Annotated in this window: 26 protein-coding genes; 23 read left to right on the top strand and 3 right to left on the bottom strand. The window is 63.0% G+C overall.

From position 1 onward, the window contains the following. Positions 1–99: 99 nt before the first annotated feature. Positions 100–1,716 carry an NADP-dependent glyceraldehyde-3-phosphate dehydrogenase gene (locus ACP7B3_RS23985; RefSeq protein WP_404483320.1) on the bottom strand — a complete coding sequence of 539 codons (1,617 nt, stop codon included), beginning with the start codon at positions 1,714–1,716 and terminating at the stop codon, positions 100–102. Positions 1,717–1,839: 123 nt separating this feature from the next. Between ACP7B3_RS23985 and ACP7B3_RS23990 the strand changes: the two genes are divergently transcribed. The 9 genes from ACP7B3_RS23990 to ACP7B3_RS24030 all read left to right on the top strand — a co-directional run bounded on the left by ACP7B3_RS23990 (position 1,840) and on the right by ACP7B3_RS24030 (position 9,857). Then, a complete protein-coding gene (locus ACP7B3_RS23990) occupies positions 1,840–2,115 on the top strand; it encodes a hypothetical protein (RefSeq protein WP_426181312.1) in 276 nt (91 codons plus the stop codon). 68 nt (positions 2,116–2,183) lie between these two features. After that, on the top strand, positions 2,184–3,059 hold the full coding sequence (locus tag ACP7B3_RS23995; RefSeq protein ID WP_426181314.1) for a Dyp-type peroxidase: 876 nt from the start codon (positions 2,184–2,186) through the stop codon (positions 3,057–3,059). A 950-nt stretch (positions 3,060–4,009) separates the two neighbouring features. Further along, complete coding sequence (locus tag ACP7B3_RS24000) at positions 4,010–4,171, top strand: hypothetical protein (protein WP_016969018.1); 162 nt, start codon at positions 4,010–4,012, stop codon at positions 4,169–4,171. A 103-nt stretch (positions 4,172–4,274) separates the two neighbouring features. After that, entirely contained in the window at positions 4,275–5,159 is an 885-nt protein-coding gene (locus tag ACP7B3_RS24005) for a SctD/MshK family protein (RefSeq protein WP_426181317.1), read from the top strand. Positions 5,160–5,358: 199 nt separating this feature from the next. Beyond that, positions 5,359–5,715 carry a hypothetical protein gene (locus ACP7B3_RS24010; RefSeq protein ID WP_242199423.1) on the top strand — a complete coding sequence of 119 codons (357 nt, stop codon included), beginning with the start codon at positions 5,359–5,361 and terminating at the stop codon, positions 5,713–5,715. Continuing rightward, positions 5,715–6,050, top strand: a complete 336-nt coding sequence (locus tag ACP7B3_RS24015) for a tetratricopeptide repeat protein (RefSeq protein WP_145164076.1) — start codon at positions 5,715–5,717, stop codon at positions 6,048–6,050. The genes ACP7B3_RS24010 and ACP7B3_RS24015 overlap by 1 nt, the downstream gene beginning before the upstream one ends. Then, positions 6,047–8,185, top strand: coding sequence for a type III secretion system export apparatus subunit SctV (sctV, locus tag ACP7B3_RS24020; protein WP_426181321.1), 2,139 nt, complete (start codon positions 6,047–6,049; stop codon positions 8,183–8,185). Before ACP7B3_RS24015 ends, sctV begins: the two co-directional genes overlap by 4 nt. Next, complete coding sequence (locus ACP7B3_RS24025; RefSeq protein WP_426181324.1) at positions 8,182–9,462, top strand: type II and III secretion system protein family protein; 1,281 nt, start codon at positions 8,182–8,184, stop codon at positions 9,460–9,462. Before sctV ends, ACP7B3_RS24025 begins: the two co-directional genes overlap by 4 nt. 14 nt (positions 9,463–9,476) lie before the next feature. Then, positions 9,477–9,857 (top strand): hypothetical protein, encoded by a 381-nt coding sequence (locus ACP7B3_RS24030; protein ID WP_426181327.1) that lies wholly within the window; start codon positions 9,477–9,479, stop codon positions 9,855–9,857. Positions 9,858–10,099: 242 nt separating this feature from the next. Here ACP7B3_RS24030 and ACP7B3_RS24035 read toward each other — a convergent pair whose 3' ends face one another. Beyond that, complete coding sequence (locus ACP7B3_RS24035; RefSeq protein ID WP_242199429.1) at positions 10,100–10,864, bottom strand: tetratricopeptide repeat protein; 765 nt, start codon at positions 10,862–10,864, stop codon at positions 10,100–10,102. A gap of 48 nt (positions 10,865–10,912) precedes the next feature. Between ACP7B3_RS24035 and ACP7B3_RS24040 the strand changes: the two genes are divergently transcribed. From ACP7B3_RS24040 to ACP7B3_RS24105, 14 genes are all read left to right on the top strand, one after another. Beyond that, positions 10,913–11,476, top strand: a complete 564-nt coding sequence (locus tag ACP7B3_RS24040) for a type III secretion protein (protein ID WP_145164084.1) — start codon at positions 10,913–10,915, stop codon at positions 11,474–11,476. 12 nt (positions 11,477–11,488) lie between these two features. Then, a complete protein-coding gene (locus tag ACP7B3_RS24045; protein WP_119739909.1) occupies positions 11,489–11,722 on the top strand; it encodes a hypothetical protein in 234 nt (77 codons plus the stop codon). Positions 11,723–11,731: 9 nt separating this feature from the next. Continuing rightward, positions 11,732–12,166 carry a hypothetical protein gene (locus tag ACP7B3_RS24050; protein WP_145164086.1) on the top strand — a complete coding sequence of 145 codons (435 nt, stop codon included), beginning with the start codon at positions 11,732–11,734 and terminating at the stop codon, positions 12,164–12,166. Positions 12,167–12,170: 4 nt separating this feature from the next. Continuing rightward, positions 12,171–12,953 (top strand): type III secretion system inner membrane ring lipoprotein SctJ, encoded by a 783-nt coding sequence (gene sctJ / locus ACP7B3_RS24055; RefSeq protein WP_106578752.1) that lies wholly within the window; start codon positions 12,171–12,173, stop codon positions 12,951–12,953. Then, the gene (locus ACP7B3_RS24060; protein ID WP_145164088.1) at positions 12,950–13,567 is read left to right on the top strand and encodes a type III secretion protein; all 618 of its coding nucleotides are present in this window, start codon (positions 12,950–12,952) and stop codon (positions 13,565–13,567) included. The genes sctJ and ACP7B3_RS24060 overlap by 4 nt, the downstream gene beginning before the upstream one ends. Further along, complete coding sequence (locus ACP7B3_RS24065) at positions 13,560–14,144, top strand: FliH/SctL family protein (protein ID WP_145164091.1); 585 nt, start codon at positions 13,560–13,562, stop codon at positions 14,142–14,144. The genes ACP7B3_RS24060 and ACP7B3_RS24065 overlap by 8 nt, the downstream gene beginning before the upstream one ends. After that, the gene (locus ACP7B3_RS24070) at positions 14,141–15,463 is read left to right on the top strand and encodes a FliI/YscN family ATPase (RefSeq protein ID WP_145164093.1); all 1,323 of its coding nucleotides are present in this window, start codon (positions 14,141–14,143) and stop codon (positions 15,461–15,463) included. Before ACP7B3_RS24065 ends, ACP7B3_RS24070 begins: the two co-directional genes overlap by 4 nt. 232 nt (positions 15,464–15,695) lie before the next feature. After that, positions 15,696–16,142: a hypothetical protein gene (locus tag ACP7B3_RS24075; RefSeq protein ID WP_145164095.1), complete on the top strand. Its 447-nt coding sequence runs from the start codon at positions 15,696–15,698 to the stop codon at positions 16,140–16,142. Next, entirely contained in the window at positions 16,139–17,140 is a 1,002-nt protein-coding gene (gene sctQ, locus ACP7B3_RS24080; RefSeq protein WP_145164097.1) for a type III secretion system cytoplasmic ring protein SctQ, read from the top strand. Before ACP7B3_RS24075 ends, sctQ begins: the two co-directional genes overlap by 4 nt. Then, positions 17,137–17,790 (top strand): type III secretion system export apparatus subunit SctR, encoded by a 654-nt coding sequence (gene sctR, locus ACP7B3_RS24085; RefSeq protein WP_017137580.1) that lies wholly within the window; start codon positions 17,137–17,139, stop codon positions 17,788–17,790. The genes sctQ and sctR overlap by 4 nt, the downstream gene beginning before the upstream one ends. Positions 17,791–17,800: 10 nt before the next feature. Then, complete coding sequence (gene sctS / locus ACP7B3_RS24090) at positions 17,801–18,070, top strand: type III secretion system export apparatus subunit SctS (RefSeq protein ID WP_003208314.1); 270 nt, start codon at positions 17,801–17,803, stop codon at positions 18,068–18,070. Between the two features lie 6 nt (positions 18,071–18,076). Beyond that, positions 18,077–18,889: a type III secretion system export apparatus subunit SctT gene (gene sctT / locus ACP7B3_RS24095; RefSeq protein WP_106578746.1), complete on the top strand. Its 813-nt coding sequence runs from the start codon at positions 18,077–18,079 to the stop codon at positions 18,887–18,889. Between the two features lie 3 nt (positions 18,890–18,892). Then, positions 18,893–19,939, top strand: a complete 1,047-nt coding sequence (locus ACP7B3_RS24100; protein ID WP_262207680.1) for an EscU/YscU/HrcU family type III secretion system export apparatus switch protein — start codon at positions 18,893–18,895, stop codon at positions 19,937–19,939. 150 nt (positions 19,940–20,089) lie between these two features. Further along, positions 20,090–20,503: an ester cyclase gene (locus tag ACP7B3_RS24105; protein ID WP_145164102.1), complete on the top strand. Its 414-nt coding sequence runs from the start codon at positions 20,090–20,092 to the stop codon at positions 20,501–20,503. Positions 20,504–21,184: 681 nt separating this feature from the next. Here the strand turns inward: ACP7B3_RS24105 and ACP7B3_RS24110 are convergent. Then, positions 21,185–24,001 (bottom strand): ATP-binding protein, encoded by a 2,817-nt coding sequence (locus ACP7B3_RS24110; RefSeq protein ID WP_426181338.1) that lies wholly within the window; start codon positions 23,999–24,001, stop codon positions 21,185–21,187. Between the last annotated feature and the right edge of the window lie 388 nt (positions 24,002–24,389).

Genomic DNA, 24,389 nt, shown 5'->3' on the forward strand with positions numbered 1-24,389 from the left:
CGGGCTGGCTCGCGAATGCGCAGTGTCAGTCGAAACATCGTTGACTGATCAAGCGCCTTCGCGAGCAAGCCCGCTCCCACATTGTGAACTGCGCCATCGTTAGAAAATGTAGTCGGTGGTCAAGAAGCTTGAGTCACGGTTGCGCAGGATATCGCTGACCAGCGCCTTGTTGCTTTCCTGGAACTTGGTCGCCACCAGCGTGCGGATCGAGAACACGCGCAATGCGTCATGTACCGACAACGTGCCCTCGGCCGAGTTCTTGCGGCCGTTGAACGGGAACGTGTCCGGGCCGCGCTGGCACTGGGCGTTGATGTTGATACGGCCCACCTGGTTGGCAAACACATCTACCAGGCGCCCGACCTCCACGGCATTGGTGCCGAAGATACTCAGTTGTTGACCGAAGTCCGAGTCCAGCACGTAGTCGATCACCGTGCCCAGGTCACGATAAGGCACGATCGGCACCACTGGCCCGAACTGCTCTTCGTGGTACACGCGCATCTGCGGGTTCACCGGGTACAGCACCGCCGGGTAGAAGAACGAACCGCGGCTGGTTGCGCCATTGGCATTCACCACCTTGGCGCCATGCTGCGCCGCATCGGCCACCAGCGCGTTGAGGTAATCGACCTTGCCGACTTCCGGCAGCGGCGTCAGCGAGACGCCGTCTTCCCACGGCATGCCTGGCTTCAATGTCGCCAGCTTGGTGTTGAATTTCTCGATAAAGCGCTCGACGACATCTGCGTGCACAAACAGGATTTTCAGCGCAGTGCAGCGCTGGCCATTGAACGACAGCGAGCCGGTGACGGCCTCGTTGACTGCATTGTCCAGGTCCACCTCGGGCAGCACGATGCCAGGGTTTTTCGCGTCCAGGCCCAAGGCCGCGCGCAGACGGTGTGGTTTGGGGTGCAGCTTTTTCAAGTCGCTGGCGGCCTTGTTGGTGCCGATGAACGCGAAGATATCGATCTTGCCGCTGGCCATCAGCGCACTGACGGTTTCACGGCCACTGCCGTAGATCACGTTGATCACCCCGGCCGGAAAGCTGTCACGGAACGCCTCCAGCAGCGGGCGAATCAACAGCACGCCAAGCTTGGCCGGCTTGAACACCACGGTGTTGCCCATGATCAGCGCCGGGATCAGCGTGGTGAAGGTTTCGTTCAGCGGGTAGTTGTAAGGCCCCATGCACAGCGCCACGCCCAGCGGTACGCGGCGGATTTGCCCAAGCGTGTCCTGTTCCAGCTCGAAGCGGCTGCTGCGGCGGTCGAGTTCCTTGAGGGCATTGATGGTGTCGGTGATGTAGTCGCAGGTGCGGTCGAATTCTTTCTGCGAGTCCTTGAGGTTCTTGCCGATCTCCCACATCAGCAGCTTGACCACCGCGTCACGCTGTTCGCGCATGCGCCGCAAAAAGGCTTCCACATGCTGGATGCGCTCGGCCACGCGCATCGTCGGCCATTCGCCCTGGCCTCGGTCGTAGGCGCGCACGGCGGCGTCGAGGGCGGTCAGGGCGGTGTCGGCGTCCAGCAGTGGCGTGCTGCCGATATGCACGCGCTCATCGCCCAATTGCACCGGGCTCAGTACCTGGGCCAATGGGCCGTTCCACACCTGCAACTGGCCGTCGACCAGGTAATCACGCTGTTCAATGGGCGCCGCCAGGCGAAATTGTTCGGGAATATCGGCGGCGCAGGTCGGAAACAGCTGGGCGAGCAGGTTACTGGTGGTCATGTCGCTACCCCTGGAATAGTTGCAAAACATGACTAGAGAGTCACCCATCCGAGGGCTGCGTGGCAAGCGCCAGACGCATTACAGCAGCGTCCCTGCCAGCGCCACGCCCAGCGCTGCGCCGATTTGTCGCGCGGTGTTGAGGGTGCCGGCGGCGAATCCGGCCTCAGCGCGATTGCGCCTGTGTCGGCGATAGCGCTCAAACCTCAAAGTCGCGAGGCGCAGGCGCTGCGCTTTGCCCGGTGCTGCTACAACCATTTGGCCGGGCCGTTGGGCGTGCAGTTGCTCAGCGCGATGTGCGAAGCCGGTTGGTTGCGCCGCTCGAAAGATTCCCGCGCGGTACGGGTTACGCCCAAGGGCTGGACGCTGCTGAAGGCGCAATTGGGTCTGGCCCCCGCGTGATCTGGAAAAGCCTGAGCAAAAGCAGGCGTGCGGCGGTTAAACTACGCGGCTTTCTTGAAGGAGTTCACATGAGTCAGTACCAGCCGGGCATTCTTGCCGCACCGGTGCCCTTGCAGGCACGCCATCTGTTTTTTGCCGTGGATTGCCTGGCAGCCGTACCCGCCGCATTGGACGCGCTGGTGCAGTTGACGGATTCGGCCGCGGTGGTGGGTTTGGGTGAGCCGCTGGTGACTGCACTGGGCGCAACCATTGACGGCTTGCGCGCGTTCCCTGTCGTCAGCGGCCCGGGCGCGCATAACCCCTCCACCCAGCAGGCGCTGTGGGTGTGGCTGCATGGCGTGGATCGCGGTGAGCTGCTGTTGCGCAGCCGCAGTGTTGAAAAGGCCTTGGCGCCGGCCTTTCGCCTGGTGCAGATGACCGAAGGTTTCCGCTACAAGACCGGCTTCGATTTGACCGACTATGAAGACGGCACTGAAAACCCCCACGACGACGCCGCGGTCGAAGCCGCGATGACCGACAGCGGCGCGAGCTTTGCCGCGATCCAGCAATGGCAGCACGACCTCGACGGTTTTGCCGCGTTGCCTGCGCAGGAGCGCGACCACATCATCGGCCGCCGCCATGGCGATAACGAAGAGCTGGACGACGCCCCCGAGTCCGCGCACACCAAACGCACCGCGCAGGAAAGTTTCACCCCGGAAGCCTTCGTGGTGCGCCGCTCGATGCCTTGGGCCGAGAACGGTCAGGCGGGGTTGATGTTCCTTGCGTTTGGGCATTCCTTTGATGCGTTTGAAGCGCAGCTGCGGCGTATGAGCGGGCTGGAAGACGGGATAGTGGATGGGCTGTATCGCATCAGTAAGCCGTTGACGGGCGGGTACTACTGGTGCCCACCGCTGAAGGACGGGCACCTGGACCTGAGTGCGATTAGCTGTACGCCGCAAACCTAAAACTGTAGGCGCGGGCTCGTCGTGGCGAGCAGGCCTATTGCGGCGAGCTGGCCCGTTGTGGCGAGCGGGCTTGCAGTGGCGAGCGGGCTTGCCCCGCGTTGGGCTGCGCAGCGGCCCCAAAACCGGCTACGCGGTTTGCCTGAAAGAATGCGGTGTTTGTAGGAGGGGCCGCTTCGCGCCCCAGCGCGGGGCAAGCCCGCTCGCCACAACAAGCCAGCTTGCCACACTAAAGCTGGTGCGACACCTGTCGGTCAGCTGTTGTGCATACCCAACGCGGTTTCGAATTTCTTCTGCGAGCCGTCTGTGCCCGGGGTGTCAACAGGGTCACGACTACTTGGGATCGCTGGCATAAATGATCACCTTCAAGTTCTTTCATATATCAGGGCCTGCGCACTAATGATTTCGGCTATTAGTGCAACTGTACTAATTCGGCGCAGGCAATTAGTTGCTCGCGGGCATTAAGGCCACTCGCGCCGAGCTATCAAACGCGATGATCAAGTCGCTTTTGTTACAAATGGAAGTATCCGCAAAGTTGGGCAAAAGGCTATTAGCGAAAAATGTGAAGTGGTCGCGAAAATAGCGGTGAGAACGTCCCTAATCGAACACTCAACCAGCGGTTGAAAGTTCGTAAACTGTTCAATTGATGCCGTCAGAGGCCCGTAAACACTGGGTCTTTTGCGTGTATTGATTTTTTTAAAAAAGTTCAACGGCCTCAGCTGCATGAGTTTTTCTCACTACCAGGTTGAGCCAAACCTTTCACACCCTGTAAGCGAAACGTTTCACAAGCTTTCACAACGAAGGCGTTTTGATCGTGAGTAGTATGGGGCCCATGCAAACCAACGACGGTTCGAAGGCTCACTGTCTGACGTTTTGGGCATTCACCGGTTTGCATACTTTCAGCTTGCTGTTGCGCAACTGAATAACTTCCCTATCGATGCAAGGAGATGAACATGGCTGATGTCCCACCAGTAAAAGCCGGCGGCGCCGACGACGCTATCGCGAAGATGGAAGCGACCTTCAACATGGCTATCGAGAAGTCGGCCAAGATCACTGAAATCAGTACCGCGAAAAAAGCGGAACTCGACGCCACCAAACAGCGTCCGCAGAACTGATTCGCCAAAACGGGCGGCGCCGGCGCTGCCCGTTTACCTGCTGAGTGTTTTCACCTTCTGATTGTTGACCCCGTTGCACATGCTCAAGGGGGCAAACCCGAACATGACAGCCTTGATTTCCTTGGGTCCGGTCGCTGGTATTGGCGCACCGACCCTGACTGTGACCAGCGGTTTGCATCAGGGCAGTTCCCTGGTGCTCGACCAGCCTGTCTACACCCTCGGCGCGGACCTCGCGGCCGACCTGGTACTCAGCGATCCCGGCATCGCCGGCCTGCATCTGCGCCTGCGGTTCGAGGGCGGCCAGGTGGCAGTCGAAGCGTTGGGCGGCGATGTGGTGCTTGGCAAAAATGTCCGTATTCCCCACGGCAGCGGCCATCGCGCGCGACTGCCGTTGCAGCTGCGTATCGGCATGGCAGGTGTCAGCCTGGCCTCGCCTGAGGGGGAGGAAAAACCTTCGGACGCCACACGCACATTTACGCCCTGGATTGTCGCGATCGTCCTGCTGTTTTTATGTGCGGGGGCGTTGGCGGTGCGCAACGACACGCCGCTCACCCAGGCCGCGGTCGCGGCGCAGGTGCCTGCGCTGAAAAAACCGTCGCGTGAACACGCCAAAACCTGGCTGGAGCAGCAACTCCAGGCTGCCCACCTGGATGCAATAAAGGTCACTGACGCCAACGGCCAGCTCAGTGCCGTCGGCAGCTTCGATCAGTCGCAAAGACCTCAATGGCTGGCCCTGCAACAAGCCTTTGATGAGCGTTACGGCCAACAGATCGTCCTCAACCCTCGCGTCAGCGTACGCGCCGACGCCGCACGCCCGCGTGTGCGCTTCCAGGCCGTGTGGTTCGGCACCAACCCCTACGTGATCAACGACAGCGGCAAACGCCTGTACCCCGGCGCGGCCCTGGCGGACAACTGGGTGCTGGAGCGCATCGAGAACAACCAAGTGATCCTCGCCCGTGGCGAAGAGCGCTTCACCTTCACCTTATGAGTCGCCCCATGGAACGCACCCAACCCACCCGTGGGAGCTGGCTTGCCCGCGATGGCGTCCGCCCCGCCAACCCAAGTCTACCCACCGCCACGCAATTCAAATGTGGGAGCGGGCTTGCCCGCGAAAGCTATCTGTCAGGCGCTAGAGATCTTGGGGCAGAGTACCTATTCAGCCATGAACGCTGTTTGCAGGCCCCCGCATGAAAGTCGAACCCCGCCCGCTCATCCCCAGCGACGCACGCAGCGCCCCCGTCGAAGCCGTTCGCCCGGTCAACTCACGCCAGGCCACTGCGTTCGAAGCGGTGCTCAACACCCGCAAGACCCAAACCCGCCGCTCGCTGCGCAGTGACCTCGAAGCACTCACCAGCGCCGCGGGCGTTGACTCCTTGCTGTTCGGCAGCGCCCGCTCCCTGGAGCTGCTGGAACACGTGATGGAACACATCCTGCCGTCCCTCGATGCCGAGACGGACATCAAGGCACTGGCCCATGACCTGATCAGCGAAGAGATCGAGATGCGCCGCACCCTCGAACAGCAACGCTCGGAGGTACATGCCTGATGGCCCGCGATAACGACGACGCCGTGCAATTGCTCAAAGGCATTGGCGAGCTGTACCGGCGCAACGGCCAGTCCCAGCGCGCGCTGGTGATGCTGCTGATCGCCGTCAGCGTCGCGCCAGAAGACGGTGTGTTGCTGCGCTCGCTGGTGCTCGCGTTCACCGACAGCGGCGACGCCGGCCGTGCCCTGGGCGCCCTCGATCGTCTGGTGGCGCTGGAAGGCGAGTCCGCCAGCCTGTTGCTGCTGCGCGCCCGCGCGCTGTGGTACGGCGAGCGCAAGGACGAAGCGCGCCAGTGCTTCAAACGCTACCTGGCTGCGCGCAGGGCCGGCGCATGAGTGCCCTCAACCGCCTGAACAACCTGGCGCGCATGGCGGCGCAGCGCACCGACGTGATCATCGTCGCATTCATGCTGATGGCGATTGTGATGATGATCATCCCGCTGCCCACCTACCTGGTGGACATGCTGATCGGCCTCAACATTGCCCTGAGCATCCTGATCCTGATCGTTGCGTTCTACATCGGCCATTCCGTGGAATTCTCCGCGCTGCCGCCGCTGATTCTGCTCAGCACCCTGTTTCGCTTGTCCTTGTCGATCACCACCACCCGCTTGATCCTGCTGCACGGCGACGCCGGCCATATCGTCAAGGCCTTCGGTGACTTTGTGATCGCCGGCCAGGTCGTGGTCGGCATGGTGGTGTTTTTGATCATCACCGTGGCGCAGTTCGTGGTGATCACCAAAGGCGCCGAACGCGTCGCGGAAGTGGCCGCGCGCTTCACTCTGGACGCGATGCCCGGCAAGCAGATGAGCATCGACAATGACCTGCGCAATGGCGACATCGACCAGGCCGAAGCGCGTCGTCGGCGTTCGCGCCTGGAGCGCGAAAGCCAGATGTTCGGCGCGATGGACGGCGCGATGAAATTCGTCAAAGGCGACGCCATCGCCGGCCTGGTGATTCTGGCGGTCAACCTGCTCGGCGGCATGCTGATCGGCATGATCGAACGCGACATGCCGTTCGGTGTAGCGGTGCACACCTACTCGCTGCTGACCGTGGGTGACGGCCTGATCGCACAGATCCCGGCGCTGCTGATTTCGGTGGCGGCGGGCACGGTGGTCACGCGGGTCAACAGCGACGGTGAAGCCGGCGACCTGGGCAGCGAGATCATCAAGCAACTGGGCGCCAGCTACCGGGCACTGGGCCTGACGGCATTGATCATGATCGGTGTGAGCCTGTTGCCCGGTTTTCCGACCTGGGTATTCCTCGGCTTGTCCGCAGCCTTTGGCGGCGCAGCGTTTGTGATGTACCGCCGGCACACCCGCCAGCCCCGGGGCGAGCTGGAAGCCTTGGCCGAAACCCCGGAACCGGTGGTCGAGGCGCAGGCCGAACTGGATGACAACCTGCTGCCCGATACTCGCGTGCTGCTCACCCTGGGCAGCGGCGTGTCCCAGAGCGCGCCGCGCCAGTTGCTGCGCCAGCGTGTCGAAGCGCTGTGTCACGACATCCGTACTGACCTGGGCGTGGATGTGCCGGTGCCGGGCATCTACATGGAGGCCAATGCCACGCCGGGCAGTTTCCGCGTGTCGCTGGAAGGCGTGCCGGTGAGCGAAGGCGAACTGCCGATCAATGGCTTGCTTGTGCAGGACGACCCGGTGCATGTGCAACTGCTGGACATCGCCACCGTGCAAGCCGACTCGCCGCTCAACGGCCGTAATGCCCACTGGGTCGAGCGCCAGCACGAAGAGACCTTGCGCAACGCCGGCATCGGTTTCCTGCTGCCCGACGAAGTCTTGCGCGGCGTGCTGGAACGCAGCCTGCGCCGCTATGCCGCCGACTTCCTCGGCATCCAGGAAACCCGCCTGCTGCTCGAGCGCACCGAAGCCACGTACGGCGAACTGGTCAAGGAAGCCTTGCGCCTGGTCCCCTTGCAGCGCGTTGCCGAGACCTTGCGCCTGTTGGTCGGCGAAGGCGTGTCGATCCGCAATCAGCGCGCCTTGCTCGAAGCCATGGTGGAGTGGGGCGCCCGCGAGACCGATGCCGGGCGGCTGGCCGAACATTTGCGCGCGGCATTGGCGCGCCAGATCAGCCATCAGTACGCCGACCGTAACCGGGTAATCGGTGCACTGGTGCTGGCGCCGGGCCTGGAAGACCAGTTGCGCGCGTCCCTGCGTCGCCAGGAGCCGCAGCGCGAATTGATCCCCGAAGACGTCAGCCGCGCCTTGCTCGCACAACTGCGCCAAGCCTGTGAAAACACCCGCGAGGTCAACAGCGCGGTATTGCTGGTGCACCCGGAGCTGCGGCGCAGCCTGCGCCGTCTGGTGCTGCGCGGTGAACTGGAGCTGGCGGTGCTGTCGTTCCGCGAGCTGGCCACCGAGTACAACCTGCAAGCGCTGGTGACCATCAGCCTCACCGATATTTCCAACCGCCGCGCGCCTGCCGCGGCTTCCGTCACCTCCCTGGCGTCTGCCTCATGATGCGTTTTTGTATGTTGTTGCTGGCTCTGGTCTCCACTGCAAGTCAGGCTCAGGACATTGCCAACGGGGCCTCAGGTTCGATCAACCTGGCGTCCGGTGAAGGGCGCATTCTGCATTTTGTGGCGCCGGTGGATTCGGTACTGGTCGCCGAGCCGAACGTGGCCGACCTGCAGGTGGTGTCGCCGGGCACGATTTATATTTTCGGCAAGGCGCCAGGCACTACCAGCCTGATTGCCCTAGGTAATGACGGTAAACAACTGGCCAGCCTGACCTTGTCGGTCAGCAGCGGTACGGCCGCGGTGACCACGCCGATGCAGGCCTTGCACCCCGGCAATGGCGCGCAGATCAGCGGCGCCGGCAACCGCCTGATCGCCAAGGGCACCGTCGGTTCGGTGGCCGAAGCGACGGACCTTAACGCGCTGCTCAACCCGCAGGGCCAGGGCTTCCAGAGCGCAATCAACACCACCGAATACGCAGGCGCGGCCCAGGTGAACCTGCGCGTACGGTTTGCCGAAGTCTCGCGCTCCGAATTGCTGCACTACGGCGTGAACTGGAACGCGATGTTCAGCAACGGCACCTTCTCCTTTGGCCTGATCACCGGCGGCGGCCTGGCAGCGGCAACGGCCGGTGGCCTGGCAACGGCAGGCACCGGCTCGGGCAATGTGAACATCGACGGCATGCTCGACGCGCTGCAGGCCAACGGCATTTTGCAGATATTGGCCGAGCCGAATATCACCGCCATGACCGGCCAGACCGCCAGCTTCCTCGCCGGTGGCGAAGTGGCGATCCCGGTGCCGGTCAACCGTGACCTGGTGGGCATCGAATACAAGTCGTTCGGCGTGTCGCTGCTGTTCAACCCGACGCTGTTGCCCAACGGTCGCATCGCCCTGCAAGTACGCCCGGAAGTCAGCAGCGTGGTCAGCGGCGGCACCGTCGATTTCGGCAACTTCCATGTGCCGTCCTTCGGCGTGCGCCGCGCGGACACGCGGGTGGAAGTCGGCAGCGGGCAGACCTTCGCGATTGCCGGGCTGTTCCAGCGTGAGAGCAGCCAGGACATTGAAAAGCTGCCGCTGCTTGGCGACTTGCCGATCCTGGGCAACCTGTTTCGCTCCAAGCGTTTCCAGCGCAATGAAACCGAACTGGTGATCCTGATTACCCCGTACCTGGTCGAGCCGGTGCGCAGTCGCACGCTCGCCACGCCGCTGGACGCACAACCGGCGACCGCCGCAGCCAGCGGCCCGCGCAGCGGCGGCGCGTTCGGTTTTTACATGAATTGATGAGGGGGCCTGCGATGGCTGCTTTGCGTGTGTTGATGCTCTTGCCCCTGGCGCTGATGGGCTGCCAGACCCACTTGGCGCCGGTGTACTACGCGCCGGAGTTTCGCGCGGATGGCTTGCCGAGCCAGTGCCAGCAGCCAGCGGCCAAGGACGCAATCGGGCTGGACGAAGACTTCAAACCGACGCTGCCGCTGGGCTGCGCGAACAATTTGAATTTGATGCAGATGGTCGAGCGCAGACAGGACCTGACCCAAGGCCGCACCACCGGCCCGGCGATGGCCGCCCCCGTTGGCCGCGCCGCGCAGGTCTACATCGAAGGCTTCGACCGCGAGCAGCTGCAACGCCGCAAGGACCAGCAAGAAGCCAAAGCCGGCGCCACCGGAGGCCAACAATGACTGTTGAAGGCCACGTTTCCTGTGTTCTGACGAAGTCCTGTGGCGAGCGGGCTTGCCCCGCGTTGGGCTGCGAAGCAGCCCCAAAACCAGGCCCTGAGTGCTATCTGAAAGAACGCGGCGAGAGGGGCCGCTTCGCAGCCCAACGCGGGGCAAGCCCGCTCGCCACAACAAGCCCACTTGCCACAGCAACCCCGTTCACCTCAACCAGCCCGTTCACCACAACACCCTTAATCACCACGGGATCAACGCGGGTCCACCAACCCCAATTCCTTGGCCTGCGCCACCGGATCACTGATCGCCTTGATCCGCTTGGCCTCCACCACCAATCGCGCACGTTCTGCGGCAGGGATGTCGTCAAGGGGAAGGCTGGCCACCCGCTGCTCATACCCGGCCAACACCATCACCAACAACTCATTGCGCTGATGCCGTGGCAATGCGCGCGGCGATTGGGTGACGGGCGCAATGGTATCCAGCGCCTGTTGCGGCTGCCCGCCCAGCGCATAAGCCAGCGCCAGGTTGCAACGGCTGTCGAGGTCGTCGGGCTGCAGGCTCAGGCTTTTGGCGAAGGCGGTTTGTGCGGCACCGGCCTGGCCATTCAGCACGTGGGCAATGCCCAGGCGGGTGTAGGCCACCGGCAAGTGATTGATCTCGGCAGCCTGCCCCAACGCTGTCACGGCGCGTTGGGTCTTGCCCAATTGCAACTGCGCAGTGCCAAGGCCGAGCAGGGCGTCGGCGTTGTGGGCATCGAACCCCAGCGCCTGCTGGAAGGCGCGTTCGGCGCCCAGCGCGTCCTTGGCGTCGAGCCGGGCCTGGCCGAGCTTGAGCCACAGCTCAATGCCGGCACCCGGTTGCTGGGTGGCGCGCTCGTACAACGCAGCCGCGCTGCTGTAGTCGCCGCGCTTGCTCAGGTCGTTGGCCAGTTGCAGGGATTTGTCGGTATCGGTCGCAGGTTTGCTGGAGCAGGCAGCCAGCAGCAAGGTGCTGGCGAGCAGAAATTTGTGGGTCATCGTCACAACTCGTCGGGCGAAGGCGCAGGCCATGTAAGCATATTTTTGATGGCGCTCCTATGCCTGTTCGGTGCGGGTTTTGCCAACGCGGCCGAGGAGCCCGCGTGGTTCTCGCAGCCCTACGCCTACGTGCTGGTCGATCAGGACGTTCGCAGCGCGTTGGAAGAATTCGGCCACAACCTCGACGTGCCGCTGGTGCTCTCCGACAAGGTGCGCGGCAAGGCGCGCAGCACCATTCGCGCAGCCACCGCCGGTGAGTTCCTGCAGACCTTGTGCAGCACCAACGGCCTGACCTGGTACTTCGATGGCAACCTGTTGTACCTCAATGCCAGCGATGAAATCAGCACCAAGCTGTTCAAGTCCAGCGCCCTGAACCTGGACCAGTTGCAGGCCTACCTGAACACCCTCGACGTGTTCGGCCAGCAACTCTCCATGCGCAACGGCCCCGAGGGCGATGAAGTGTTTGTTTCCGGCCCGCCGCCATACCTGGCGCTGGTGCAACAGCATGTCGACCACCTGCAACCCACGGTCGTGGCCGCCCCGGTGGCGCGCGAGCGCGGCGTGCGGGTGTTCCGTGGCGCGCAAGTCAGTACCGAAACCCCAACCCAGTAAAGGAGCAGCACCATGTCCGTAACGGCCGTAGACAGCAACCTCGCCCCCGGTGGCGCCAGCCCTGAAGCCAAGTTCAACGCCGCGGTGGATAACGCCAAGGCCGCCGACAAACCGTCGGAGACCAGCGACGCCGAATTCAACGATGCGTTGATCACCCAGGCCGTCACTATCGGCGGTCAGTTCATCATCATGCCGAAGATGCAGGAACTGCTGAACGACGCCATGTCCGATGACGACGAAGAGTAGGGAGCCCCTATGACTATCAGTCTCGCCGCCGGCGCCACGGCCTTGCCGCCGTCCGCCGGTGCGGGGCCCGCCGGGGCCTCGCAGAACCTGTTCGAGCACATGGCCAATACCGCCAAGGGCATGCCCGAAGGCGCCAGCCCGCACCAGATCGGCTCGGGCCTGATGGAGCGCATGAACAGTTTCATCGACCGTACGCGCGCGTTTTCCGAACGCGCCGATGTGCTCACCAATAACCCGTCGGCGCCGCCGCCGGCCTCGGTGGACATCCGCACGGCAAGTGCTTCGCCGCAGGGCGAGCCGGGCAAAAAAGTCGGCGAGCAACAGGTCGACCAGATCGTGCACTCCCTGGGCAAGATGTTCGATTACTCCATCGAAACCCAGATGGTGGTGCGCGGTGCGACGCAGATTTCCGGGTCCGCCAACACGTTGCTCAAGGGTCAATAACGCCATGCCAAGCCCAAACCGCGCGCTGCGCCTGCTGCTGATCGGCCTGCTCGCCAGCCTCTTGCAGGCGTGCAACACCGACCTCTATACCAACCTCAGCGAGCGCGATGCCAACGCCATGGTCGCGGTGCTGCTGCGCGGTGGCATCCCGGCGGAGCGCAAGACCCAGGACAACGGCCAGCTCAAAGTGGTGGTGGACGAGGAGCGCTTTGCCGAGGCCATGACGCTGCTCGACAACGCCGGCCTGCCGCAACAGAGCTTTTCCAACATGGGCGAGGTGTTCAAGGGCAATGGCCTGGTGTCGTCGCCGGTGCAGGAGCGCGCGCAGATGATCTATGCGCTGAGCGAAGAACTGTCGCACTCGGTGTCGCAGATCGACGGCATCGTCGCCGCCCGCGTGCACGTGGTGTTGCCCGACAACGACCTGCTCAAACGCGTGATTTCACCGTCGTCGGCCTCGGTGCTGGTGCGTTACGACCCGGGCACCGACATCAATACGCTGATCCCGCAGATCAAGACCTTGGTCGCCAACGGCATTTCCGGCCTGAGCTACGACGGCGTCTCGGTGACGGCGATCAAGGCCGCCGTCGCCATCAGCCAGAACCCGGCGCAACCGCGGTTGGCGCGCTTCATGGGGCTGTGGTTGCTGGAAGACAACCTGGCGCAGGCACGCGTGATGTTTGGCGGCTTGCTGCTGATTGCCCTCGGCGCGCTTGGGGTATTGGCTCGCCAACACTGGGCGCGGCGTCAGTCCCAGGCGATGTATGTGCTCAAGGAGGGTGAATGAGCCTGGTTGAACGCTGGCAGGGGCTGATCGCCGAGCCTCTGCAGTTTGTGCGCGGGCCGAGCCTGGGCGCCTGTTTCGCCGATGAGTTGCCCGATGAAGTGCTGCAGGCCCTGCAAGGCCAGGCGCGTTTTCGTCAGCGTCTGGAGCAGTTGCTGGTCAACCATTATCAGTTGGCGCCAATTGCGCACCTGGTGACGCCGTCCGCCGCCGACCTGGCGGTGTTGCTGTTGTCACCCGCGCAGTTTTCACGCCTGCCACGGTTGTGCGGTGCCATCTGGCATGCCTCGACCCTGAGCCGCGAGATCCGCCGTGAGGTGGTCAACGAATTGCGCGAGGGCCTCGGTGCCGAGGTATTCAGCCAGGCGTTGGCGCAGCGCCAACTTGGCGGCGCCGCAGACCTGCTGCGCGAGCCATCGGAGCTGATTGAGGCCATCGACCGCGACGGCCAAGGCTGTGTTGCCGCCTGGCTGCAGGCCCAGCACGCCGACTTGCAGGGCTGGCTGCGCCTGCGTTTCGCCTTCCCCCAGGGCCACAGCGCACGCTTGCCCCGCGACCTGGAAATCGTTCAGGCCGCTGCTGCGAGCCTTGCGGCCGAGGACAACGCCCATGAGTGAATTACCGAGCCGGCCCACTGCGCGCATCCTGCGTGCTGAAGAAGCAGCGCTGTGGACCGATGGGTTTGCCTTTCTGCAAGCCGCCAAGGAACAGGCCGAACAGATCAAGGCCGACAGCGACCAGTGGCTGCACGCCGCCCGCGCCGAGGGCTTTGAAAGCGCGCGCCAGGCAGGCGCCGAACAAGTCGCGCAGTTGCTGGTGCAGACCCAATCCCAGGTGCAGCACTACTTGAGCAGCCTGGAAGCGTCGCTGGCCGACCTGGCTTTGGGCATCGTGCACGAGGTGTTGGGTGAGCTGGACAACGCTGACCGCGTCGTGCGTTGCACCCGCCAGGCCCTGAGTGCATTTCGCCAGGACCAGGCACTGACCCTGTGGGTGCCGCCGACCGACGTCGAGGCCTTGCGCCAACGCCTCAAGCACGAAGGCCTGGCGATTGCCGTGGACGTCGATGAGCAGCTGAGCGCCGGTCAGGCGCGCCTCAACAGCCCAGCTGGGTCCGTCGAACTGGGCCTGGAAGCGCAGTTGCAAACCCTGCGCCGCAGCCTGCTGCCCTTTGCCGAAGAAGGTGTGGCATGAACCTGCAACAGCTGCTGCCACGCCTGACTGAACGGTTGGCGCAGGCCCGCCCACGGCCGATGCACGGCACGGTATTGAGCATTCGCGGTGTATTGCTGCGCGCCAGTGTGGCCGGTGCGAGCATCGGTGAACTGTGTCAACTGCGCGACCCCGGCAGTGGCCGCAGCTTGAGCGCCGAGGTGATCGGCTTTGATGGCGACGAGGCGATTCTGTCGCCGATCGGCTCCATGGAAGGCCTGTCGACCCGCACGCAAATCACGGCGACCGGCGAAACCCTGGGCGTTGCCGTGGGCGATGCGCAATTGGGCCGGGTGATCAGCCCCATGGGCGATTTTCTCGACGGCGATGGCATCCCGCCGACCCTGGCCTTGCAGCGTTACCCCCTGCATGCCGAGCCGCCCGCGCCGTTTTCGCGGCAACTGATCGTGCGTTCGATGGCGCTGGGTATTCGCTCCATCGACGGCTTGCTGACCCTGGCCCAGGGCCAACGCATGGGCATTTTTGGTGAGCCGGGCGTGGGCAAGTCGTCGTTGCTCGCCAGCATCATCCGCAACAGCGAAGCCGATGTGATTGTGATCGGCCTGATCGGCGAGCGGGGCAGGGAAGTGCGCGAACTGCTCGACGTGCAACTCGACGCCCAGGCCCGCGCGCGCACCGTGGCAGTGGTTGCGACTTCGGATCGTCCGGCGGCCGAGCGCGTGCGTGCGGCGTTTGTCGCCACCACGCTGGCCGAGTACCACCGCGACCAGGGCCGCAATGTATTGCTGCTGATGGACAGCCTGACGCGCTTTGCCCGCGCCCAGCGCGAAATCGGCCTGGCCGTGGGCGAACCGCCCACCCGTCGCGGTTATCCGCCGTCGTTTTTCTCGGCCTTGCCGCGCCTGCTCGAACGCGCCGGCCCCGGCCCCACCGGCAGCATCACCGCGCTGTACACCGTGTTGACGGAAGGGGATGCGGCCAGTGACCCGGTGGCCGAAGAAGCCCGTTCGATCCTCGACGGGCATATCGCCCTCAGCGCCGAACTGGCCCAGCGCAATTACTTCCCGGCGGTGGACGTGTTACGCAGCCGCAGCCGGTTGATGGAGCAGGTCGCCGGTGAAGAACACAAACGCCTGGCCATGCGCATACGTGAGCTGATGGCGCGCTACGGCGAAATCGAAATGCTCATCCGCGTCGGCGAGTACTCCGCCGGCAGCGACCCGCTGGCCGACGAAGCCATCAACCGCCATGCGGCCATCGAAGCGTTCCTGCGCCAGAACGCCGGCGAGCCGAGCAGCCTGGACCAGACCCTGATCCGCATGCGCCAGGTGTTGACATGAGCCTGTTAAAGAGTGGCGCAAATGTTTGTGAAAAGCAGGTTTGTTGTGGCGAGCGGGCTTGCTGTGGCGAGCAGGCTTGCCCTGCGTTGGGCTGCGAAGCAGCCCCAAAACCAGGCACTGAGTTTTTTCGGGAAGAACGCGGTGAGTTTGCAAGGGGCCGCTACGCAGCCCAACGCAGGGCAAGCCTGCTCGCCACGCAGATTTGTATTGGCATGAACATGGAGACAGCCCAATGAAAACCGACCAATTGCGCACCCTGCAAACCCTGCGGGTGCTGCGTGAACAACGCGCCGCCAACCAACTGGCCGCCCAACAGCAACGCTGCGCGCAGACCCACGACGTGTTGACCGACGCCAAGGAGCAACTGCGCCTGCACCGTGAAGCGATTGCGGAGGAAGCCCGTCAGGTTTATGCAGCCTTGACTGAGGGCCTGTCGGTGGCCAGCTGGCAGGCGGCTCAGGAGCGTTTGCGCGGCCTGTCGGATGACCAGCAGTTGCTCGAGAACGACGTACGCCACGTGTCCACCACCCTGCAAAGCCAGGAGCGCGAGCGTGACCTGTTTCGCCAGGAACGCCTGAGCCGTCAACGCCAGTCCGAAGCCTGGCAAAGCCTGCTGCAAGGGCGTGAGAGTGATGAACGCCGTGTCGGTGAGTTGCGCGAAGAAGGCACCGGCACATGATCACCGCCCTTGCCGGCCCATTGGCACCCTGGCTGACGCAGTACGACCCGGCGCTGTTGGCGCTGCATAACCAGCTGCACCGTCGCCGTCGCGCCTGGCAGGGCCGTTGCGCCGGGCAAGCGTTGCGCGTGAGCTGGGCCGCCCAAGTGCAAGGCCTGGGCAATTCGCGCGATGTGTTTTTGCTGCTGGGTCGCGCCCCGGTGCGCCTGCGTCTGTCGTCGGCCGCGCTGGAGCAAGTACTGGTGCCGCTGGCGTTGCAGTTCGATGCGCAGTTGCTGCCATCGTTGCCACGCTCGTTGCTGCTGGAACTGGCGGTGCTCGACCTGATCGAGACCCTGGAACCGGTGCTCGGCCACCCGGTGCAGTTAGTCGAGGCCACTGACGATCAGTGCGCGTATGCCGTGCACCTGGCGCTCGAATTGACCTTTGGCAACCAGCCGGCCATGAGCGCGCAACTGGACCTGAGCGAAGGCGCTGCCGTGCTGGTGGCGCAGCTGCTGGCGCAATACGGCCAGATCGAACCCGACCCGCTGCCCGCCCTGCGCCAGACCCTGGCGGTGGTGGCCGGGCGGCAGTGGCTGACCCTGGGCGAATTGCGCAGCCTGCGGCCCGGCGATGTGCTGATGCTGGAGCAGGGCTCGGGCTTGTTGCTCGACCTGGACGGGCGCTTGCAGGCCCGCTGCCAATACCAGGGTGACGAATTGCGGTTGCAGGAAGAACTACAAGCACCCCCTTTGCACATGGAGAACACAATGACTGATGTTGATGCCGCTGCGGCCCTGGATGACTTGCCGCTCAAACTGGTGTGCCAGGTCGGTAGCCTGGAACTGACCCTGGCGCAATTGCGGGAACTGGGTGCGGGCAGCCTGTTGCAGCTCAACACGCCGGGCGTGGATAGCGTTGACCTGATGGTCAACGGGCGTCGCGTCGGCCAGGGCCAACTGGTAAAAATCGGTGACGGCCTGGGCGTGCGCCTGCTGAGTTTTGCCACCCCATGACCGGTTATCAGCCGAACCTGATCGAGATCATCCTGGTTGTTGCGACGATCGGGCTGATCCCGTTGGCAGTGGTCACGCTCACCGGGTTCATGAAGATTTCGGTGGTGCTGTTCCTGATCCGCAACGCCCTTGGGGTGCAGCAGACGCCGCCTAACCTGGTGCTGTACGGCATCGCGCTGATTCTGTCGGTGTACGTGACCACGCCGTTGATTGGCGACATGTACCGCCAGGTCGAGGGGCGCGACCTCAATATCGAGCATGTCGAGCAACTCAAAGACCTGGGCGATGCGCTGCGCCCGCCGCTGCAGGCGCATTTGAAGCGTTTTGCGAATGAGTCCGAGCGCGGTTTTTTTGTGCAGGCCACCGAGACCATCTGGTCACCGGAAGCCCGCGCCGACCTGCGCGACGATGACCTGGTGGTGCTGATTCCGGCATTTGTCAGCTCGGAACTGACCCGCGCCTTCGAGATCGGCTTTCTGCTCTACATCCCGTTCCTGGTGGTGGACTTGCTGGTGTCCAACGTGCTGATGGCGATGGGCATGTCGATGGTCTCGCCGAACCTGATTTCGATCCCGCTGAAGATCTTTTTATTCGTGTCACTGAGTGGCTGGTCGCGCTTGATGCACGGTTTGATTCTGAGTTACGGCTGAGGCACGACCCATGGGCCAGGACGTTTTCCTGTCATTGATGAAACAGGCACTGATGACCGTGCTGATGCTCTCGGCACCGGCGCTGGGCGTGGCGATTATCGTGGGCTTGAGCGTGGGGCTGTTCCAGGCGCTGACACAGATCCAGGACCAGACCTTGCCGCAGGTGGTAAAGCTGGTGGCGGTGCTGTTGACCATCGTGTTTCTCGGCCCGGTACTCGCAGGCCAAGTCGCGGAGCTGGGCAGCCAGGTGCTGGATAACTTCCCGCTGTGGACGCGCTGACCGCCCATGGATGCCAGCCTTACCGCGCAGTTTCTGGAGGTCGCCTACCCGGTGATCAGCGCCGCCTCGCTTGCCGCCTGCCGCGCCATGGGGGTGGTGGTGATCACCCCGGCGTTCAACCGCCTGGGCCTGACCGGCATGATTCGCGGCTGTGTGGCGGTGGCCATTTCGATCCCGATGTTCTTTCCGGTATTCGACGCGCTGACCCGAATGCCCGAGCACGGCAGCGTGTTCATCGCCGGGCTGCTGATCAAGGAGTTCCTGATCGGCATCCTCATCGGCCTGTTGTTCGGCATTCCGTTCTGGGCCGCGGAAGTGGCGGGGGAGTTGATCGACCTGCAACGCGGCTCGACCATGGCGCAGCTGGTGGACCCGTTGTCATCCGGTGAATCCAGCGTGATGGCGACCTTGCTCACGGTGATGTTGATCACGCTGTTCTTCATGTCCGGCGGCTTTATCCTGATGGTCGACGGCTATTACCACAGCTACCAGTTATGGCCGGTGACTTCATTCACGCCGGTGTTTGCCAGCTCCGCGTTGCTGGCGGTGCTGTCGATTCTCGACCAGATCATGCGCGTCGGCGTGCTGATGGTTTCGCCCTTGCTGATCTCGTTGCTGATCACCGACCTGATGCTTGCCTACCTGTCGCGGATGGCGCCGAACCTGCATATGTTCGACTTGTCGCTGCCAGTGAAAAACCTGTTTTTCTCGATCCTGATGGTGATCTACATCGGCTTTCTGATTCCGTTGATGCTTGACCAATTGGCGGAATTTCGCGGCACTGTCGAATTGCTCAAAACCCTGGCGGGCATGGAGTAGCCGATGGCCGATACCAGCGAAGAAAAATCCCAGCCGGCCACGGACAAGAAGCTCAAGGACGCACGCCAGAAAGGCCAGGTCGCCAAGAGCCAGGACCTGGTGTCGGGCATGGTCATCCTGTTTTGCACGCTGTGCATCTCGATCCTGGCGCCGCGTGCCAAGGCCCAGGTCACGGCGCTGATCGACCTCACCGCGCAAATCTACATCGAGCCCTTCGCCACGGTGTGGCCGCGGGTGCTTGACCATGCCGAGCAACTGGTCATCGGTATTACCTTGCCGGTGATGGCGGTGACCACCGGCGTGGTGATCCTGACCAATATCATCACCATGCGCGGCTTTGTGTTCTCGGTGGACCCGATCAAGCCCGAGTTCAAACGCATCAACCCGGCCGAGGGTTTGAAGAAAATTTTTGCCCTACGCAACCTGGTGGAGTTCATCAAGGGGCTGATCAAGGTGCATGTGCTGGCGATCGCGTTTTATGTGATCGGCAAGCATGCGTTGCAGGCGCTGATGGAGTCGTCACGCTGTGGCGCGGAGTGCATGGAATCGACGTTTTTCCTGGTGCTCAAGCCGCTGGTGTTCACCGTGTTGTGCGCGTTCATCCTGGTCGGTGCGGTGGACGTGATCATGCAGCGCTGGCTGTTCGGTCGCGACATGAAAATGACCCGCAGCGAAACCAAGCGCGAACGCAAGGACATCGACGGCGACCCGCTGATCAAGAGCGAGCGGCGGCGCCAGCGCAATGAAATGCAGGCGTTGGCGACCAAGCTGGGGCTGGGCAGGGCGTCGATGATGATCGGCACCACCGATGGCTGGGTGATTGGCGTGCGTTATGTGCGCGGTGAGACGCCAGTGCCGGTGATCGTGTGCCGGGCCTCACCGGAGGAGGCGTTGCTGATGTTGCAGGAGGCTTACGACCTGGGTATTCCGCACGCGCCGGACAAGAACCTGGCGGCTGAGATCGCGCGCAAGACTGTGCCCGGTGATCCGGTGCCGGATGCTTCGTTCCAGGCGGTAGCGGATTGGCTGGTCGCGGCGCGGTTGATTTAATCGTCGCGCGGACTACGCTTGTCTGGCGCTTTGGTACGGAGGGAGTATCTGCTCAGCAGGAGCTGAAGGTGTATCTGTCACGGGCGATGGACGCAGGCGTCAACCAATTGGGTGGCGCTGCACTGTTCCAACTTTCCCAGGAGATTCACCATGACAGATCAACACCGTGCATTGATCCAGGAGTGGGCCGACAGCTGGTCTACCGCCGACAAAGAGCGGTTTCTCGCGATTTTTTCCGAGGCGACCGTCTATGAAGACAAGGCCGCGGGGCAAATCATGCGAGGGCGCCCGGCGCTGGGCGACTTTTTCGACCTGATCAGAAAGGCATTGCCCGATTTCGAGGTTATCCGCGACTTGATCAGCCTCGGCGAGCGCGGCGGGACGATCCAGTGGCATATGACGGGCACCCATGAGGGCGAGCTGTTCGGCTATCAGGCGACTCACCGCAAGATCAATGTCGACGGCACTTGCGTGATCAGGATCGAGGCCAACAAGATTGTCGAATGCACCGATTACTACGACATGAAAACGCTGTACCGCCAGTTGGGTTTCGACACCAACTGAATGCACCCCGCGAATGGGCCCCCATCCGATGGGGGCCTCATCCGACATGCCTCAGGGCTTGTCTACATCGTGATACTCACCGCCATACCCGTCGCCCGCGCGCCAGATGTTGTCGTGGTTGACGGGGCCTGTCAGATCAAAATCAAAAGCAAAGCACTGGTAGAAACAAAAGCGGATCAAAAGCACAGCAACACATTTCTATCTGAAGCACAGAGATCCAAATGTGGGAGCGGGCTTGCCCGCGAAGGCGGTGGTTCAGTCAGCTCATGTGTCACTGGCACACCGCCTTCGCGAGCAAGCCCGCTCCCACAAGTTGACCGATTTCAGCCTTCACCACTGCACTGCTTTTGCTCTTCTGTGGGAGCTGGCTTGCCTGCGATGCAGACAACTCGGTCTGTCAGGTACACCGGGTTGATGCCATCGCAGGCAAGCCAGCTCCCACATTTGATTGAGTTCAGCTTCCAGAATCAGGTCGGCTGTCAGGCCGCCGTGCTTTGCTTTTGATTTTGATCTTAGGCGCCCCGTTAAACCACGCTGCAAAGCCTGCGTGAGGGCACACCGAGCCTAGGCGAGGTGCCGAGTGGTGGGGCAAGAGCCCTTTGCTTACTTTGGGCTTTTCCAAAGTGACCCGCCGTAAGGGCGCAACCCAAGGCGGCCATCACCCAAATACCGGCTATGCCCTCAGCGATGCTGAAACCTGGGCAGAGAAGCAATGCGTGACTTGGGCTCCTGCAACCGCGCCAGGTCCGTGGCAATCTGCGCCCGCCAGAAGTGCGCACCGGCCAGCTGTGCATCCACCCACGCCTGGCGCAGCAGCACCGTGGCCGTGTCCACCGACCCGTAGTTGCCCTGGCGCAGTGTCAGTTGGGCCTTGATCCGCAGCATCTGCGGCACAAACCAGCGCTCATGGCGGCCGATAGCCAATTGCAGCGTCTCCTCCAACACCTCCAGCGCGAGTTTTTCCAGGCCCAGGCGCGCCAACCCCAAAGCGTATTCACAACGAAACAGGCTGTAGAGCTGACCATCGCCCTGGCCCTGCAGGTGCTGCAGGGCTTGGCCTAGTTGCGGCACGCCTTCTTCCGGCGAGCCCTGGCGGATCAGCAGGATGCTCTCGAAACACAGGCGAAATTGCCGCCAGATATGCAAGTCCTGGCGGGTGGTGCTGTCCTGCAGCAGGCCCAGGTAATAACGCATTTTCGGCAGGTTGGACGCCAGCAGCGCCAGGGGGATCGCCCCCAGGCACAAGGTGTACCAGAGGGTCGCCGGGTGATCGAGTGACACCGCTTCATCGACGCAGGTGCCGATCAGCCGCAGGGCCGGGTCGACGTCGCCTTCCATCAGTTGCACTTTCGCCTTGAGGCAGCGTGCGGCGATGCGCTGATCAAACAGCGCGTCGATGATGTGCGAGCGCGGGGCCGACGGTGAACCCAGGGCTTCGTCGATATTTTGTCGGGCGCCCGCCAGGTCGCCCATGTGAAACAGCACCACCGCCCGCATGCGTTTGCCCAGCAGTTGCTGGTTCCCGCTGTTGTTCAACGCAATGTAGCGCTCGGCCAACTCCAGCGCTTCGGCGTACTGGTTACACGCGCAACGGTCACCCCAGAGCCCCCACAGCGCGCGAAGTTTGTGCTCGGCATCGCCGAGTTCGCGGCCGTCCTCGCGCACCTGGCGCCACGCTTCCCGCAACGGGCCGCCCGTGCCGTCGGTGAGCATCAGCGCGCTGGCCAGCGCGGTGTTCAGCAGCATGCGTTGGCGCGCCGGCAACGGGGTGCTGGCGTCGCTGGCCAGGCCCTGATCAACCCAGCTGCGGCACTCACTGACCAGCGACAGGCGCAGCCATAACGGCACGCCGCCCAACGTCAGTTCAATCCCCAATGGCAGGTTGCCGGTCGTTGAGTAGGCCCAGTCGAGTGCCGAGCGCACCGTGTTGATCTCGGGGCCATACAGCGCGACCCAGGTTTGCGGTGACAGGCCATCCAGCGTCTGCCCGGCTTCCTGCAACACCCCAAGGGCATAGCGCGCATGGCGTTCGGCGGTGGCGTTGGTTTCGCCCTGTTCGGCGAGCTTTTCCAGGGCGTAGGCGCGGGTGGTCTCCAGCAGGCGATAACGTTTGAGCAACTGCGATTCGCCGGCGAGCAGCAGTGACTTGTCCATCAGGCTTTCGAGCAAGGGCAGGGCATTGCGCGGGTCGAGGGCGCTGCTGGCAGTCATGGCCTTGACGGCATCAAGGGTGAAGGAGCCGGTGAAGACCGCCAGTTGGCGCAGCATCGCCTGCTCGTCGCCGCTGAGCATCGAATAGGTCCAGTCCAGGGTCGCGCTCAGTGAGCGATGGCGGGCGAGGGCGGTGCGCCGGCCGGTCATTTGCAGGCGGAAGCTGCCGTCCAGCAGGCCGACCAGGTCCTGGATGCCAAAGGTGCGTACCCGCGCGGCCGCTATTTCGATGGCCAGCGCATTGCTGTCGAGCTTGCGGCAGATGGCGCTGACGGCCGCCACGTCGGCGTCATTGAAAACAAAGTCGGGGTCGAGGGTGCGCACGCGTTCCACAAACAGGCGCACGCCGGACCATTTCAGGGCTTCGACGGCGCTGAGTGTCCTGTGTTCGTCGGGCACTTGCAGCGGCGCTAGGTCGTGCACGCGCTCGCCCTCGGCGCGCAGCGGCTCGCGGCTGGTGGTCAGCACGTAGCATTGAGGGGCACTGCGCAAGAGAGTTTCCACGGCATCGGCGGTGGCCGGCAACACATGTTCGCAGTTGTCCAGTACCAGCAACAGGCGGCGGTCGGCCAGGGTGGCGGCGATGCTGCGCAATGGCTCGTCGCTGACGGTCTGGATGCCCAGGGCGCTGGCGAGCATGCCGGTGACCCATTGCCCGCTGGTGGCCGGCGCCAGGTCGACGAAGCAGGTGTCCAGCTTGAGTTCGTTGGCTAATTGATGGGCCACGGCCATGGCGACGGTGGTTTTGCCGATGCCGCCAGGGCCGGTGATGGTCAAGAACCGCTGGTTCAGCACCTGGTCGGCAAGGCTGTCGACCAACTCATCGCGGCCAATCACCTCGCAGGACGGCGGCGCGACAGAGGGCTCATGGACGCGCGCGTGGGGCACCGGCAGATGGTCTTCGCCGGCCGCCTGCACGGTCACCGGCGCCACGAAGCGATAGCCGCGGCCCGGCACCGTGACGATATAGCTGAAGTTGCCATCGTCGCCCAAGGCTCGGCGCAGCGCGACGATCTGAGCGCGCAGGTTGCATTCCTCCACCACCACCTTGGGCCAGGCGAACGAGATCAGCTCGGCTTTCTCCAGCAGTTCGCCGGCGCGGGTGGCCAGGGCAATCAGCAAACACAGGGCGCGGCTGCCCAAGGTGACGGGCTCACCGTTTCGCAGCAATACGTGCTGGCGTGCGAGTAACAGGAAGGGGCCAAAACCAAGGGCGCTTTCGGCGCACGCCGGGGCCAGGGGTTCTGCGTCCATGAAGGACACTGCGTGGTTCTTGCTCGAGCTCATCAATTCGTCCTTTTTATAGTCAGGCTTGTTATTGGCGATCAGGCCATTCGCCCTTTTGGGTACAGATGTGCAGCAGCAGTCTTGGAAAGTTGATGTCGATCAAAAAGTCGAAAAGGTCGCCCTCCTTTGGGGCGTTGTCGTTTTTATTGGCGTGCCACGGATTGTGTTTCAGTTGATGAGACTGTCTCAAAGCTGAAACATTTTATTACCAGAAACAGGGATAAAGCAGAATGTATGCCAGTTGGCATGTAACAAAGATGACAACAACCGCATGAAATTTATGGTGATTTTTAGGGTCATCGAGGCCACCTGAAGGGCTTCGTTCGGAAAGGCGAATATTTCTAATTGTGTCGTTCGGGATGCCGAATAATTTGGCGTCTATCTGGCG

The sequence above is a fragment of the Pseudomonas sp. TWRC1-2 genome (assembly GCF_049896685.1).
Classification (GTDB): domain Bacteria; phylum Pseudomonadota; class Gammaproteobacteria; order Pseudomonadales; family Pseudomonadaceae; genus Aquipseudomonas.